Below are 15,401 nucleotides of genomic sequence, written 5' to 3'. Positions count from 1 at the left end.
TCCTGTGCCGCTACCTCGGCCCGCTCCCGGGCCTGCCGAGGAGCAGGGCCAACTCCGCCTTGTGGGCGGGCAGTCGGTGCTCCGGCAACGCGGCAGGACCGCAGGAGGCGGAACCGAGGCCGTCCTGGGCGAGGTCGAGGTGGAGGTGGAGCAGGCCGTCCGGACGCAGCTCGTGCGGGTGGCGGGCGGCCGTGAGCGCGGCGTCGGACCAGGGGCGGGCAGCGAAGTCGAAGACCGGTTCCCCCTCGACGCGCAGCCCGGCGCCGGAGGGATCGGTGAACTCCGCCCAGCGGGCGTCGGAGCGGTTGCCGTTCTCCTGCGGCATCAGATACGGGGTCTGCAGTTCCTCCAGCGCGCCTGACCACCGTCCGACCCGGGCCGCCGCCCGGCTGTCGCGGTAGGACTCGCCGGGCCCGAGGCCGAACCAGGCGACCCGGACACCCACCAGCGGGACGGCGAGGCGCAGGCCCAGGCGCGGCAGCGTCAGTCCGGTCCAGTCGCCGTCCGGTTCGACGCTCAGGTCGAGCCGGAGCAGCCCGGCCTGCTCGCGCCAGCGGTAGGTGGCCAGCAGGGCCCGGTCGGACGCCGCCGGGGCGACACGGGTGCGGACGGTGAGGGTGTCTCCCTCGACCGCGGTGGCGACCGTCCGGTGGCGCATGCGGTGCAGGCCGGCCTGCTCCCAGGCGTGGGCGAGCGAGCGCACGCCACCGCCGCGGTCGTTGTCGGTGGGAGCACGCCAGACGTCGAGCCGCGCCTCGGTGACCGGCAGACCGCCCACGTCGAGCAGCCTGCCGTCAGCGGTGAAAACGGCCGGCCCGATCCGCAGCCGGTCGCTCTCCGCCTCCGGACGTACGCCGGCGGACGCCCGCCCGGACGGGGTCACGGACGCGGTCGCGGAGCCGGGCGCGCCGACGGGCAGCTGTGCCCAGGCGACCTCGTGGCCCGCCGGGGCCCACGGCTCGTCGTGGGCGAGGCGGGCGCGGACGGTCAGCCACGTCTCGGGCCCGGGCGGGGCGGAGCGCACGGCCTCCGGCAGCGGCAGGTCGCACGACTCCCCTGCCGCGAGGGGCGGCACCGGCAGGTCGCCGTCGGCGACGGGCTCGCCCTGCCGCTCCAGGACCCAGGAGAAGGCCAGGTGGTCGAGCGAGCGGACGTCGTGGAGGTTGGTCACGCGCAACGTCCCCTGCGACCGGTCGCCCTCGATCCGGACCGGCTCGACGACCTTGCGGTACTCGGCCAGACCCGGCGAGGGGGTCCGGTCGGGGAGGAGCAGGCCGTCGGCGACGAAGTTGCCGTCGTGCAGGGGCTCGCCGAAGTCGCCGCCGTAGGCGTACCAGCGGCGGCCGTCGGGGGTGGTGCGGGCGATGCCGTGGTCGATCCACTCCCAGACGAAGCCGCCCTGGACGCGGAGGTGCCGCTCGATCAGCCGCTGGTACTCGCTCAGCCCGCCCGGACCGTTGCCCATGGCATGGGCGTACTCGCACAGCAGGAACGGCAGCGCGCGGCGGTGGCCGTCCAGCGCCGGGTCCGTCGTGGCCGGCTCGGCGCGGCGCCCGATGGCGTCGACCTCGTCGTGGGAGGCGTACATCCGCGAGTAGAGGTCGACGTGGCCGCTGTCCCGGTCGCCCTCGTAGTGGATCGGCCGCTCGGGGTCGCGGGCGCGGCACCACTCGGCCATGGCGGCCAGGTTCGCGCCGGTGCCGGACTCGTTGCCGAGCGACCAGACGATCACGCCGGGGTGGTTCTTGTCCCGCTCGACCGTTCGCCGGATGCGGTCCAGGAGGGCCTCGCGCCACCGCGGGTCGGCGCTGGGATTGCCGCGCCAGCCGACCTGTTCGAAGCCGTGGGTCTCCAGGTCGCACTCGTCGATCACCCACAGGCCGTACTCGTCGCACAGGTCGAGGAAGTCCGGGTGCGGCGGGTAGTGGCTGGTGCGGACGGCGTTGATGTTGTGCCGCTTCATCAGCAGCACGTCCTGGAGCATCGTCTCCCGGGTGAGGGAGCGGCCGCGCTCGGGGTCCCACTCGTGGCGGTTGACCCCGCGGAAGGTGATCGGGCGGCCGTTGACGGTCAGCAGGCCGTCCGCCACGGCCACGGTGCGGAACCCCACGCGCACGCGGACCTGCTCCCGTTCGGTGCGCAGCACTGCCTCGTAGAGCCGTGGCGTCTCGGCACTCCACGGCTGGGCAGCGGGCAGGACGTGCGGACCCGCGGGGTCCACGTCGTGCAGGCCGAGCTCGGGGAGGTCGAGCCGGACCCCGGGTCCGGCCGTGGTGACGGCCAGGGTGCCCGCGCCGGCGGTGTGGTCCCAGCCGGCGTGGACGAAGAAGTCGTCGAGCGCGGGTTCGGGGCGGGCCAGCAGGGTGACCGAGCGGAAGATCCCGGACAGCCACCACATGTCCTGGTCCTCCAGGTAGCTGCCGCTGGACCACTGGTGCACCCGGACCGCGACGGTGTTGCGTCCGGCGCGCAGCAGGCCGCCGACCTCGAACTCGTGGGCGAGGCGGCTGCCCTTGGCGTCGCCGAGCGGGACGCCGTTGAGCCAGACCCGGAAGCAGGAGTCGACGCCGTCGAAGCGCAGCAGCGCCCGCTCACCGGGCTGCGGGGCGGGCCAGTCGGCCGGGAGGTCGAAGGCGCGGCGGTACTCACCGGTGGGGTTCTCGTCGGGCACGAACGGCGGGTCGACCGGGAACGGGTAGCTGACGTTGGTGTACGCGGGGGCGCCGTGGCCGTGGAGCTGCCAGTGGGCCGGCACCGGCAGCTCGCTCCAGCCCCGGGTCGCAGCCGCGGCAGGGTCCGTAGCCGAGTCGGGGCCGAAGGGCTCGGTGGCGAAGTCGTCCCCGCCGTGGTTGTCGGTGTCCGCAGCCGTGGCGTCCGGGTGGAGCCGGAACTGCCAGAGGCCGTCGAGGGAGAGCTGGGGCGCGCTGGAACGGCCGCAGGCGCGCGGCGGCACCGCGCCCCGCCCCGGCGAGGGATCCACGAAGTAGGGCAAGGACATGCTGACGAATCTGGCAGCCCGGCCCTGGTGCGTCAAGAGCGATTGATCGTACGATCACAAAGCGAAAGAAACGCTCTGACGCAAGCGACTGCGCAAGGGGAAGCACATGCCTGCCACGGCCGACGCCCGCCACCGCAAGATCCTGGAGCTGCTCCGCGACCGCCCGGCACTGCCGGTCGGGGAGCTCGCGACCGCGCTCGGCGTCTCGTCGGCGACCCTCCGGCGCGACGTCGAGGCGCTGGCTCGCGCCGGCCGACTGAGCCGGGCCCACGGACGCGTCTCGCGCCCGGACGGGCCGGGAAGGGGGCCGGGGAGCGGGCCGGTCATCGGCATGCTGGTCCCCGCCTCGACCAACTACTACGCCGAGGTGATCCGCGGCGCGCGGGCCGTCGCCGCGCAGGCCGGTGCGCGCCTGGTGCTCGGCGTCTCCGGCTACTCCGCCCGCGCCGATCCGGGGCAGCTCAAGGCGCTGCTCGACGCCGACGCGCAGGGGCTGCTGCTGACCCCGACCTGGGCCGGAGCCGGTCCGGACGCGGAGGAGGAGCAGCGCATCCTGACTCTCGACCGGCCCGCCGTGCTGGTGGAGCGGCGCACCGAGCCGGGCACCGCGCTCGCCGGGCTGGACTGCGTGCGCACCGACCACGCCCACGGCGCCGCGCTGGCTGTGCGCCATCTCGCCGCACTCGGCAGGCGCCGGATCGCCCTGCTGGCGGATCCGCTCTCGCCGACCTCGCCCCACCTGCGCGACGGCCACGCGGCCACGACGGGCGCACTGGGCCTCACCGGCCCGGTGGCCGGCTCGGCGGAGGAGGTGCTGCGCGAGGCGGCGGCCGGGCGCGTGGACGCCGCCCTGGTGCACAGCGACGTGGACGCGCTGCGCCTGCTCCAGCTCGCCCAGGCCAGGGGCCTGAAGACCCCCGACGACCTGGCGGTGGTGGCCTACGACGACGACGTGGCCGGGCTCGCCGACGTGCCACTGACCGCGGTCGCGCCGCCCAAGCAGGCACTGGGCGAGTCCGCGGTCCGGCTGCTGCTGGAGCGGCTCGGGGCGGGCGTCGGGGAGCCGGGCCCGGCCGGTGCGCAGCAGCCGCCGCGCCACCTGGAGCTGCTACCCCGGCTCTGGGTGCGGCACTCGTGCGGCGGCCGCTCGCGGTAACGATCGAGTGATCGAATGAAAGTTTTTCGATGATTCGCTCTTGACGGCGAGCGATCCGCCACCAAGGATGACCGTCATTCGCCCCACGGCCTTCGCCCAGGGCGATCCTCTCACCCACCCCCGGGACACTTCGCACACGGGTCATCTTCCGACAGGAGCATGGCAATGACGCACCGCTCGGCCTTCCCCCTCCCCGCAGGTCGTACCAGCCACCGCCTGCTGGCCATCGGCGCCTGCGCCGCGCTCTCCCTGGTCTCCCTGACCGCCTGCGGCAGCAGCGCCGCCACCACGAGCGGCGGCTCCGCCCAGAACAGCGGCAAGCCGGTCGAGATCACCTTCTGGACCTGGACCAAGAACGCCGACAAGGTCGTCGCCGAGTTCAACAAGACCCACAAGGACGTCCACGTCACGCTCTCGCAGACGGTCGGCGGCCCGACCGGCTACGCCAAGGACTTCGCCGCGATCAAGGCGGGCAACGGCCCGGACCTCTTCAACGTCGAGTACTCCGAGCTGCCGAACTTCGTCGCCCAGGGCGACGTGCAGGACATCACCTCCGCCGTCGGGAGCTCCGCGACCTCCGCCCTCGGCAACTCCATGCAGCTGACCACGCTCGGCGGCAAGACCTGGGCGGTCCCCTTCGACATCGAGCCGACGGTCTTCTACTACCGCAAGGACCTGTTCCAGAAGTACAACCTCACCGTCCCCACCACCTGGGACCAGTTCAAGACCGACGCCACGGCCCTGCAGAAGGCCGCGCCCGGCGCCCACCTGATCAACTTCCCCACCGACGACGCCTCCGTCTTCGCCTCGATGGCCTGGCAGGCCGGCGCCCAGTGGTTCGGCACCAGCGGCAACGCCTGGAAGGTGAACTTCCAGGACGCCGCCACCTTGAAGGCCGCCGCCTACTGGCAGGGCCTGATCGACGGCGGCCAGGTCAGCACCTACCTCTCCAGCAGCCCCGCGCTCACCGCCGACCTGAACAACAGCAAGGTCATCGGCATGATCAGCGGCCCGTTCGAGGGCGCCTACCTGAAGACCATGGCGACCTCCTCGGCCGGCAAGTGGGCCGTGGCCCCGCTGCCGACCTTCGACGGCACCCCGGCGACCGGCGCCGTCGGCGGCTCCAGCTACGCCGTCAGCAAGAACAGCACGCACACGGCCGCCGCGGTCGAGTTCGCCACCTGGATGTCCACCAACGCCGACGCCGTGGCCACCCGCGTCGCCGGCGGCGCCTCCAGCGCCCTGCCGGCCGACCCGGCCATGGACACCGTCGCCCAGAAGGCCTTCGACGCCTCCTTCTACGGCGGCCAGGACATCTACACGCTCAACCAGCAGGCCGCCGCCACCATCAAGACCGGCTGGACCTGGGGCCCGCTGATGGTCTCCACCTGGTCCGACTTCGCCGACCCGTGGGCCAAGCTCGGCAAGGGCGGCACGATCACCGGGGCGCTCCAGTCCGCGCAGGCCCAGACGGTCTCCCAGATCAAGGCCGCCGGCCTGAACGTCCAGGGCTGAGGCTGCTGCCCATGGCCCTCCTCACCAAGCCGGCCGCGACGCGGCGGGCGCCCCACCGGGCGCCCGCCGCGGGCGGCCGCCCCCGCAGCCGCACCCGCGGCGCCGCCGCCCTCCTGCTCGGCCCCTTCTTCCTGCTCTTCGCGGCCGCCACGCTCGCGCCGATCGGCTACGCGCTGTGGCTGAGCCTCTTCCAGGAGCACCACTCCGGGCTCGGCTTCGGCCCGGCGACCACCGTCTTCAGCGGCATCGGCAACTACCTCGACGTGCTGAAGGACTCCGCCTACCGCGACGGCTTCGTGCACGTGGCGCTGTTCGCGGTGATCTACGTGCCGCTGATGCTCGGCGGCTCCCTCGCCGTGGCGCTGCTGCTCGACTCCGCGCTCGCCCGCGCCAAGCGCTTCTTCCAGCTGACGCTCTTTCTGCCGCACGTCGTGCCCGGCATCATCGCCGCGATCGTCTGGCTCTACCTCTACACCCCGGGCGTCAGCCCGATCGTCTCCGTGCTCCAGAGCGGCGGCTTCTCCTTCGACCTCGGCTCCCCCTTCGTCGCCGTGCCCTCGCTGGTGAACGTCGCGATCTGGGAGGTGCTCGGCTACAACGTCGTCGTCTTCTACGCGGCACTGCAGGCGATCCCGCGCGAGGTGCTGGAGGCGGCCCTGATCGACGGCGCCTCGGAGCTGCGCACCTCGTGGAGCATCAAGCTGCCCTCGATCCGCAGCAGCGTGGGCCTGGTCGGGTTGTTCACCGCGATCGGCGTGCTGCAGCTGTTCCAGGAGCCGCTGCTGATGCAGCAGACCGCCCCGGCGGTGATCACCACCACCTGGACGCCCAACCTCTACAACTACGCGCAGGCCTTCAAGGACTCCAACTACGGCTACGCCGCGGCGGGTTCCATCCTGCTCGCGGTCGTCTGCGGCCTGCTCTCGTTCGGCGTCACCCGGCTCTCGAATCCCTGGAGGCGGGCATGACCACCGCTCTCGACTCCCGGCCCGCCACGCGCGGACGCGGCACCACCGAGGACGGCGCGCCGGGGGGCGCGAGCCGCACCCGCTGGATGTCGCGCGCGTCGGTCAACGCCGCCCTCGTCATCGCCGCGCTCTACACCTTCTTCCCGGCGATGTGGATGCTGCTGGCCGCCGCCAAGTCCTCCACCGGCATCATGGACGGCCACCTGCTCAGCTTCTCCGACTTCGACCTGCTGGGGAACCTGCGCGCGCTGACGCAGCAGGACGGCGGCATCTACTTCCGCTGGCTGCTCAACTCCTTCCTCTACGCCGGTTTCGGGTCCGTCTTCTCGGCGCTGGTGAGCTGCGCGGCGGGCTACGCGTTCGACAAGTACCAGTTCCGCGGCAAGGAGAAGCTGTTCGGCCTGGTGCTGCTCGGCGTGCTGGTGCCCAGCGCGGCGACCGTGCTGCCGATGTACCTGCTGGCCACCAAGGCGCACCTGGTCAACACCGTCTGGGCGGTGCTGATCCCCTCCGTGGTCAACCCCTTCGGCGTCTACCTGGCCCGGGTCTTCGCCCAGGGCTACGTGCCCGACGAGGTGGTCGAGGCGGCCCGCGTGGACGGGGCCGGCGAGCTGCGCATCTTCGGCCGGATCGGCCTGCCGATGATGCGGTCGGGCTTCGCCACGATCATGCTCTTCCAGTTCTCGGCGATCTGGAACGGCTTCTTCCTCGCGCTGGTGATGCTCTCCAACCAGAACCTCTACCCCGTCAGCCTCGGCCTCTACATCTGGGACCAGGGCGTCGCCACCGACGGCCCCTCGCTGATCTCGCTCGTGATCTGCGGCTCGGTGATCGCCGTCATCCCCGTCATCGTCCTGTTCGTCTGCCTGCAGCGCTTCTGGCGCTCCGGGCTCACCGCCGGAAGCGTCAAGTAGCCCCGCGCCGACCGGCACCGAGGAGCCGTTGCTCGCATGACCATTCCCGCCGCCCGCAGGCCGCGCACGCTGCTCGCCATGGACCCGTGGCTGCGGCCGCGGCTCCTCGGCCCGGACCAGCTGCGCCGCCTGGACGAGGTCGCCGACACCGACGCCGACGCGATCCACCGCGACCTCACCACGCCCGCCGCCCGCGCGGCACTCGCCGAGACCGAGGTGCTGCTGACCTTCTGGGGCTGCCCGCCCGTCGACGCCACCGTGCTGGCCGCCGCCCCGCACCTGAAGGCGATCGTGCACGCCGCGGGCTCGGTCAAGCAGATCGTCACCGACGCCTGCTGGGCCCGCGGCATCACCGTCTCGACCGCCGCCTGGGCCAACGCCCTGCCGGTGGCCGAGTACACCGTGGCCGCCGTGCTCGCCTCCAACAAGCGTCTGGTCCAGGCCCACCTCGAGTACCACCGCACCCGTGACCCGGAGGGCTGGCACCACCGGTTCGCCGGCGTCGGCAACTACCGCCGCGTGATCGGGATCGTCGGTGCCTCCCGGATCGGACGCCGGGTGATCGAGCTGCTGCGCCCGTACGACCTGGACCTGCTGGTCCACGACCCCTACCTGACCGAGGCGGAGGCGCACGCCCTCGGCGTCCGCGCCGTCGGTCTGGACGAGCTGTGCATGCGCGCGGACGTGGTGAGCGTGCACGCTCCGGCCCTGCCCGAGACGCGCCACATGATCGACCGCGCCAGGCTCGCGCTCATGCCGGACGGCGCGACGCTCGTCAACACCGCCCGCGGTTCGCTGATCGACCACGACGCGCTGGTGGACGAGCTGCGCGCGGGCCGACTGCATGCCGTCCTCGACGTCACCGACCCCGATCCGCTGCCCGCGGACTCGCCGCTGTTCGACGTGCCCAACCTGGTGCTCACCCCGCACATCGCCGGCTCGGTCGGCGGCGAGCTGCACCGGATGGCGGACTCGGCGCTGGCGGAGATCGAGCGGTTCGGCCGCGGCCTGCCCTTCGCCCACCCCGTGCTCAGCGGCGAGCTGCACCGCACGGCCTGACGCCGCGCCGCCCGAACCGTCACGCCGACCGAGGCGCCACGCCGCCAGAACCGCCGTTCCTCGAGAGGAGGCACCGCCCGTGCCCAGGTTCGGCTTCTCCACCCTCGGCCTGCCCGGCCGCCCGCTCGACGCCGTCCTGACCCTGGCCCAGGAGGGCGGCTGGGACGGCGTCGAGCTGCGCTGCGCCGAGGACGAGCCGCTGCACACCGGGCTCGACCGCGCCGAGCGGTCGCTCGCGGCCCGCGCGTTCGTCCGCACGGGCGTGGTGCCCCTCGCCCTCGCCGGCTACACCCGCGTCGCCGAGCCCGGCCCGGACGCGCCGGTCCTGGCCGCGCTGCGGCGCCAGATCTGGCTGGCGGCGGACGTGGGCGCGCGGTTCCTACGGGTCTTCCCCGGCGGTGGCGACGCCGATCGTGCGCGCGCCGACGCGTGCGCCGTGCGGCGACTGCGCGCCGTCGCCGGGCTCGCGCAGACCTGCGGGGTCCGGATCCTGCTGGAGACGCACGACTCCCACCGCGCCGCCGCCGACACGGCGCGCGTCCTGCGCGCGGTGAACGCGCCCGGCGCGGGAGCCCTGTGGGACGTGCTGCACACCCACCTCGCGGGGGACGCACCGGAGCGGGCGTTCGCGACGCTGCTCCCCCACCTGGGCTACATCCAGGTCAAGGACGCTCGTGACGTTCGTGACCTCCGCGCGGAGGGCGACCTCACCCCCGTCGCCCTGGGTGCGGGCTCGCTCGACCCGGCCGCTGCCGTCGCGGCCGCCCTCGACGGCGGCTACGACGGCTGGCTGGTGTGGGAGTACGAGGCGCGCTGGTACCCGCACGCCGAGCCCCTGCCGCCCCAGCTCCCCGCCGCCCGCGCCTGGCTGGCCTCAGCCGTGGCCGACCACCCCCGCGCCCTGACCCCCTGAACGCGCACCGCCTGCCGCGGTAGCGCTTCCGCTCTGCCCCCGCGTTGCGGTGCCGCGGTGCCGCTGTGCGCAGACGGCCGGGGCTCACCCCGCCCAGTCGGTGGAGGCGCGGACGCGCAGGGTGGGCAGCAGGTCCAGGTGACGGCCCGGCGCCTCGGCGTCCGGGTCCTGCGCGAGACGCTCCAGCAGGAGCTCCACGGCCGCCACCCCGAGTGCCTCCTTGGGCGGGGCCACGGCGGTGAGCGGGACGTCCGCCAGCCCGGCGGTCTCGTCGTCGTAGGCGACGATCGCCACGTCCTCGGGGACGCGCAGGCCGCGTCCGCGCAGGTGCTGCAACAGGATCAGGGCCTCGGTGTCGGGATGCACGAGGACGGCGTCCACCCGGCCGTCCGAGACCGCGTCGAGCATGTCCGCGTGCATCGCGACCTCGTCCTCGGCGGCCGGGAGCGCGGGCGCGGTGAGGCCGAGTGCCTCAAGGCCCGCCCGGTACCCGGCCGACACGAACCCCGCCGTGGGCGTGCCCTCGCGGACCAGCAGCGCGATGCGCCGGCGCCCGGTCGCGGCGAGGTGCCGCACCGCGACACTGGCGCCGTGGACGTGGTCGGTGCAGACCCGGTCCAGCCCGGCGAGGGGCGAGCCGGGGGCCGTGCGCCGTTCCACCAGGACCGTGGGCACGCTGAGGCGGAGCAGCGCCTCCTCCTCGTCGGACGACGGCAGGCCCTCGCGCCAGGTGGGCGTGAGCAGCAGGCCGCTGACGCCGGCGGACAGCATGGAGGCGATCTGGGTCTGGTCCTGGTCGGGCTGGTAGTCCGAGATCCCGAGGATCAGCCGGACGCCCGCCGCGGCGGCGGCCGCCTTCGCGCCGCGGATCACCTCGGCGTAGTAGTACGCCGCGGCGGGGACGAGCAGGCCGAGGGCCGTGTCCTCGGTCCGTGCGCGGCGGATCTGGGGGTAGGGCGAGGCGCTGGTCTCGGGCCGGGAGACGGAACCGTGCGCACGGTGGAGCAGCCCGGCCTCGGCGAGCTGCTCCACGTCGCGCCGCGCGGTGACGGTGGAGATCCCGAGGGTCTCGGCCAGGTCGGCCACGCGGATCCTGCCCTGCTCCCTGACCAGCCGCAGGATCCGCTGGTGGCGGTCGTCCACGGAAAGGCGCATGGTTCCCCCTGAATCTCGAGAAGGCCAGCCTAGCGAATGACGGGCCGCTTCTTCGGAAATCAGTCAACCGGTCATTCGCTCGTCGGCTCCGCGCGGCTCAGCCGGTCTCGGCCGGTCTCAGCCGGTCACCACCTCCAGGACCGGCGCCTTTCCGCCTGCTTGCTCCTTCGTGGAGAAGACCGCGGCCAGGCCGGCGCCCTGCTGCGAGACACCGATCGCGGCGGTGCCGTCGCTGCTTTCCTGCACCAGGACGGTGACGTCGAGGCCGACCCAGTCGTAGGCGGTGCTGACCGCGCCGGTGCCGTAGGCGGTGGTGGTGGCCGGGGCCGTGTTCCAGGTGACGCCGGTCTCGGTCCAGCTGTCGTTGGCGAGACCGTAGGCGGTGACGGTGGTCTGACTGCCGCCGCTGTCCTCGACGTTGCCGTTGAGCCACAGAACGGCCCGGCGCACCGTACTCGGGGTGATCCCGGTGAGGCCGAACTTCAGCAGCCCGACACGGTCGTAGCCGGTCCCCGAGCTGCCGACGTTCTTGACCACGAAGGTGGTGCCGGTGCCGTAGTTGGTGGTGGCGTAGGAGCCGTCGCGCACGTAGGTGTCGGCGGCGGGCGCCAGCAGGGCGGTCGTCGCCGGGGTCAGCGCGGTGCCGGTGGTGGCGAGCGTGACACTGTGCGTGCCGCCGCGGCTGCCGCCGGTCTCGACGAGGAGCTTGACCTGACCTCCGGAGCTGGACTGCACGGTGACGCTCGGGTCGGCGGACACGATCGAGGTGTAGCCGGTGGCGGAGACGGTCACCTGGAGCGTCGCCGCCGAGCGCGTCGGATCGGCGACGGCGATCGTCAGTCGTCCGCCGCCGGTCTGCGTGCTGACGGAGGCGGGCCCGTTGACGGTGATCGGCCCGGCGGTCCCGGCGCCCCAGAAGTTGGCCATGGTGACGCCGAGCGCGCTGTCGGTGACGGCCTGTACGGTCGTGGTGTTGGCGACGACGGAGACGGCGGGGCTGCTCGCGTACGAGGCCGTCTGCGCCTCGGTGTAGTTGGGCAGCAGGACGTAGGAGTAGGTGGCGGCCGACGGGTTGGCACCGTGGTCGAAGGCGATCGACAGGTAGGGGCGGGTGTCGTTCGCCAGCGTGGTGGGGGCACCGGAGTTGACGTTCGTCCAGTTGCCGGTGTTGCTGGTCTCGTTGAAGACGACGTTGTTGGCGCCCGCGGGCCACAGGAAGTAGTAGCCGCCCACCCCGCTGATGCTGGCCCAGTGCACGCCGTTGACGGTGGAGGACCATCCCGGGCTGGTGCTCTGCGCCGTGCCGTTGACGGACAGGGTGGCCGAGCCGGTGGTGTGGGTGTTGCGGTTCTCCACGGTGGTCAGGACGTGGTTGCCGCTGGTGGAGGTGATGCCGGCGCCCAGGCAGACGACGGCGTCGTCCAGGCAGAACCAGGACTTCACGGCGGTGAGGTTGGTGGAGTAGGCCTGGAGCTGCATGCCGACGGCGCCGTAGGTGCCGTTCAGGACGGAGCCGCCGACCCAGGTGGTGGACGGCTTGGTCGCCTGTCCTGCGGAGTTGGCGAGCGCGCCCTGGTCGGCGGTGGTGCCGGGGAGCTGGTACGGGTCGACGGTGTCCCAGTAGGCGTCGTTGAACTGGGCCACGTCGTTGTCGAGGTAGAGGTAGCCCATGCCGTCGCCGGTGTACCAGCCGTGCAGGTTCTCGCCGTTGATGACCTCGTAGCGCTGGATCTCGCTGGAGCACGTCGCGATCGAGTACGCCCAGCCGGGCCGCCGGTGCACGGCCCGTGCCATGTCCGGGAACTGGTGGTGCGCCACCGGCTCGGCCGCCGCGGTGACCGAGGAGTCGCCGAGCACCGACTGGGCGAGTGCGATCCCACCGACCCCGGCGGTGGAGACGGTGACGGTCGAGCCGGTGGTGAGGTTCACGATCGCCTGCGTGGTGCTGCCGACCGTGAAGACGGTGTTGCGCTGGAGCCAGCCCTTGGCCGTCGCCTTCCAGGCCGCGGCCTGGGCGGGGTCCGTGGTGGCCTGGGCGTAGCGCAGCAGCGTCAGCGCACCCGAGAAGCCGTCGGACGCGTCCGGTTGGTTGTAGCGCGAGATCGCCCGGCCGCGCACCGCGTCGAGCATCAGGCCGTTGTAGACCACCGGCGCGTAGCCGTCGGCGACGCCGGTGAAGACGTTCGCCAGGTTCGGGTCAGTGATCGCCCACTGCGAGCCCTGGAGCAGCAGGACGAGGGCGACGACGTCGCCGAAGTAGATCGAGCCGTAGGTGCCGGTGTAGGCGACGCCGGAGTGCTGCTGGTAGGACCCGTCCGCGTAGAGGCCGTCGCCGGTCATCACGAGCGGCAGCGCGGGCGACAGCGCGCTCACGCCCGTGCTGATCGGGGTGGAGCTGGAGCCGAGCGCGCCGCGCACGATCACCGCGCGGCACTCGTCCAGCCGGTTGGCGCCGGTCGAGGTGGTCGAACTGCTGGGCACGATGAGCTGCTTGGTCGGGTCGGACACGAAGGCGTCGATCGCGGCGCAGTACGCGGCGATCTGGGTCGAGGAGAGCTGCCCGTACATGAGGATCGCGGTGTCCTCCAGCAGTTGGCTGCTGCCGATCTGCCAGTCCCACCAGTTGTTGTAGGGCGTGACGCCGGATCGGTAGGGGCCGCTGCTTCCGGTCATGAAGTCCAGGCCGCCGAGGACGGTCGCGGCCAGGGAGGAACTGCCGGTGTAGTTCGTGCCCGGGGTGACGTAGGCGAGAGCGAGGGTCTTCAGCCTCGCGAAGGTGGAGCTCATGTTGGCCGAGACGGAGCCGAGCGGCAGGTCGGTCCAGAGGGAGGTGCGGCCCGATCCGGTGTTGATCGCGGCCAGGAACGCGGCCGCCTCGGCATTCAGCCCGGAGAGCGCCGGGGCGTAGACGGAGCCGGAGGTGTCGGTGACACCGCCGGTCAGGTAGGCGGTCCAGGCGCTGCGGAGCGCGGCGTAGGGATCGGTGCTCGCGGCGGCCGGACGGGCGGCGCCGAGCGGCAGCAGCAGCGCGCCGAGGCCGGCGCCGCCGAACTGGAGCAGGCGACGCCGGGAGAGACGGAGGGCGGGGTGGGGGTGTGGATCGAAGGTCATCGCGGTCCCTTCGGGTGGACGTCGTTGTCCGGGTGGGTGGGGGCAGGCCGGGGTGACGAGGCCGGGCCTGATGTGGTGCGCGCGACGAGTGGGCGGAGCGCCGGTGGGACGGCGTGCGCCGGTGGACGGCGTGCGCCGTCGGACGGAGCGACCGTCAGGCGGTGCGTTCCGGCTCGTCGTCGATCTTGTCGGGCAGCATGCCGGGCTGCGGCTCCAGCTCAGGCAGGCGGCCGTGCCCGGTGCGGTAGCCGGTCACGGAGGCGAGGGTGGCGGTGTCGGGGTCCGTGCTCGGGGCGGTCGTGAGGCGGACGGTGAGCTCGGTGACGGTGACCGGCTCGAAGACGTGGATCCGGCGGACGCCGACGGTTCCGGCGCTGAGCAGCGGGCGTCCGTCGGCGAGGATCTCGTGGGCCGTGATCAGCTGTCCGGCGGTCAGGTCCTCACGCAGTTCCAGGTGGTCGATCGTGGTCGGCGCGCCGAAGCGGGCGCGCAGCTCGGCGCCGGAGCGCGCGTCCAGGGCGACCGGGAGCGGGTGGGCGAACCGGCGGGCGATCTCGTCGGTGGTCTCCAGCAGCCGCGCGCGGTCGACGGGGTCGATCCGCCCACTGCGGTCCGGTGCCACGTTGAGCAGCAGCCCGGCGCCCAGGCCGACCGAGCGGTACCAGATGCCGAGCAGGTGCTCACGGCTCTTCAGGGTGTGCGCGTCGTCGGGCTGCCAGAACCAGTGGCCGCGGATCGGGACGTCGCACTCGGGCGGGAGGTAGGCGAGGGTGTCGAGCTCGGTGTCCTCGTGCGCGTAGACGCTGGCGCGGCTGGACGCGGTGGCGTAGTGGACGGGGTCGGCCGCGAGCCCGTCCTCGTTGCCGACCCAGCGGATGGTGGGGCGGCCCATGTTGAAGACCATGGCCTCGGGCTGGTGCGCGTCGATCACGGCCATGATCGCGTCCCAGTCGTACTGCCGGCCCTCCGAGCCGGCCCCGTCGAACCAGAGCTCCACGAGCGGGCCGTACCGGGTGCACAGCTCGGTGAGCTGGCGCAGGTAGAAGGCGTCGTACGCGGCCGGGTCGGCATAGCAGGCGGCGTTGCGGTCCCACGGGGAGAGGTAGAGCCCGAGGCCCATCCCGGCGGCCCGGCAGGCCTCGGCGAGCTCGGCCACCACGTCGCCCCGGCCGCCACGCCACGGGGTGCCGCGGACGCTGTAGTCGGTGGTCTGCGTCGGCCAGAGGCAGAAGCCGTCGTGGTGCTTGGCCGTCAGCACGACACGCCTGGCCCCTGCGGCGCGGGCGGTCTCCACCCACTGCGCGGCGTCGAGCTCGACGGGGTCGAACGCGGCCGGGTCCAGGGTACCGTCGCTCCACTCCTTGCCGTGGAAGGTGTTGATCCCGAAGTGCAGGAACAGGCCCAGCCCCGCCTCCTGCCAGCGGAGCTGGCCTGCGGTGGGCAGCGGGGTCGAGGCAGTGGCAGATGTGACGCCGGGCAAGACCACTCCTCGGGGGCGGTGCGGACGCGCCGGGTACGGATGCGCGGTTTCGCCGCCGATACTCGCCAAGGCGTCGGCGAGGTGTCAATATCCATGCGAAGAATCGACGATTAATCAATCATTCGATCGCCA

At 72.9% G+C, this 15,401-nt stretch carries 10 protein-coding genes; 6 read left to right on the top strand and 4 right to left on the bottom strand.

Annotated elements, in window-relative coordinates; all coding sequences use genetic code 11:
- Positions 1-10: 10 nt before the first annotated feature.
- Positions 11-2,998 (bottom strand): glycoside hydrolase family 2 TIM barrel-domain containing protein, encoded by a 2,988-nt coding sequence (locus ABH931_RS07225; RefSeq protein ID WP_370111040.1) that lies wholly within the window; start codon positions 2,996-2,998, stop codon positions 11-13.
- Positions 2,999-3,104: 106 nt separating this feature from the next.
- Here ABH931_RS07225 and ABH931_RS07220 point away from each other — a divergent pair, with 106 nt between their 5' ends.
- The 6 genes from ABH931_RS07220 to ABH931_RS07195 all read left to right on the top strand — a co-directional run bounded on the left by ABH931_RS07220 (position 3,105) and on the right by ABH931_RS07195 (position 9,523).
- Positions 3,105-4,154 (top strand): substrate-binding domain-containing protein, encoded by a 1,050-nt coding sequence (locus ABH931_RS07220; protein WP_370111038.1) that lies wholly within the window; start codon positions 3,105-3,107, stop codon positions 4,152-4,154.
- A gap of 165 nt (positions 4,155-4,319) precedes the next feature.
- Complete coding sequence (locus tag ABH931_RS07215) at positions 4,320-5,669, top strand: ABC transporter substrate-binding protein (RefSeq protein ID WP_370111036.1); 1,350 nt, start codon at positions 4,320-4,322, stop codon at positions 5,667-5,669.
- Positions 5,670-5,680: 11 nt separating this feature from the next.
- Positions 5,681-6,637, top strand: a complete 957-nt coding sequence (locus tag ABH931_RS07210; RefSeq protein ID WP_370111034.1) for a carbohydrate ABC transporter permease — start codon at positions 5,681-5,683, stop codon at positions 6,635-6,637.
- Between the two features lie 86 nt (positions 6,638-6,723).
- Complete coding sequence (locus tag ABH931_RS07205; protein ID WP_370111357.1) at positions 6,724-7,551, top strand: carbohydrate ABC transporter permease; 828 nt, start codon at positions 6,724-6,726, stop codon at positions 7,549-7,551.
- 36 nt (positions 7,552-7,587) lie between these two features.
- On the top strand, positions 7,588-8,610 hold the full coding sequence (locus ABH931_RS07200; RefSeq protein ID WP_370111032.1) for a hydroxyacid dehydrogenase: 1,023 nt from the start codon (positions 7,588-7,590) through the stop codon (positions 8,608-8,610).
- 79 nt (positions 8,611-8,689) lie between these two features.
- The gene (locus ABH931_RS07195) at positions 8,690-9,523 is read left to right on the top strand and encodes a sugar phosphate isomerase/epimerase family protein (protein ID WP_370111031.1); all 834 of its coding nucleotides are present in this window, start codon (positions 8,690-8,692) and stop codon (positions 9,521-9,523) included.
- Between the two features lie 84 nt (positions 9,524-9,607).
- On the opposite strand, the gene ABH931_RS07190 is transcribed toward ABH931_RS07195, so the two are convergent.
- The 3 genes from ABH931_RS07190 to ABH931_RS07180 all read right to left on the bottom strand — a co-directional run bounded on the left by ABH931_RS07190 (position 9,608) and on the right by ABH931_RS07180 (position 15,269).
- A complete protein-coding gene (locus ABH931_RS07190; RefSeq protein WP_370111029.1) occupies positions 9,608-10,678 on the bottom strand; it encodes a substrate-binding domain-containing protein in 1,071 nt (356 codons plus the stop codon).
- Positions 10,679-10,795: 117 nt separating this feature from the next.
- A complete protein-coding gene (locus ABH931_RS07185; RefSeq protein ID WP_370111027.1) occupies positions 10,796-13,789 on the bottom strand; it encodes a polysaccharide lyase family 8 super-sandwich domain-containing protein in 2,994 nt (997 codons plus the stop codon).
- A 154-nt stretch (positions 13,790-13,943) separates the two neighbouring features.
- Complete coding sequence (locus ABH931_RS07180; RefSeq protein WP_370111025.1) at positions 13,944-15,269, bottom strand: alpha-L-fucosidase; 1,326 nt, start codon at positions 15,267-15,269, stop codon at positions 13,944-13,946.
- Positions 15,270-15,401 lie beyond the last annotated feature (132 nt).

Source organism: Streptacidiphilus sp. MAP12-33, from assembly GCF_041261265.1.
GTDB lineage: Bacteria > Actinomycetota > Actinomycetes > Streptomycetales > Streptomycetaceae > Streptacidiphilus.
This window is presented reverse-complemented; position numbering and strand designations above follow the sequence as displayed.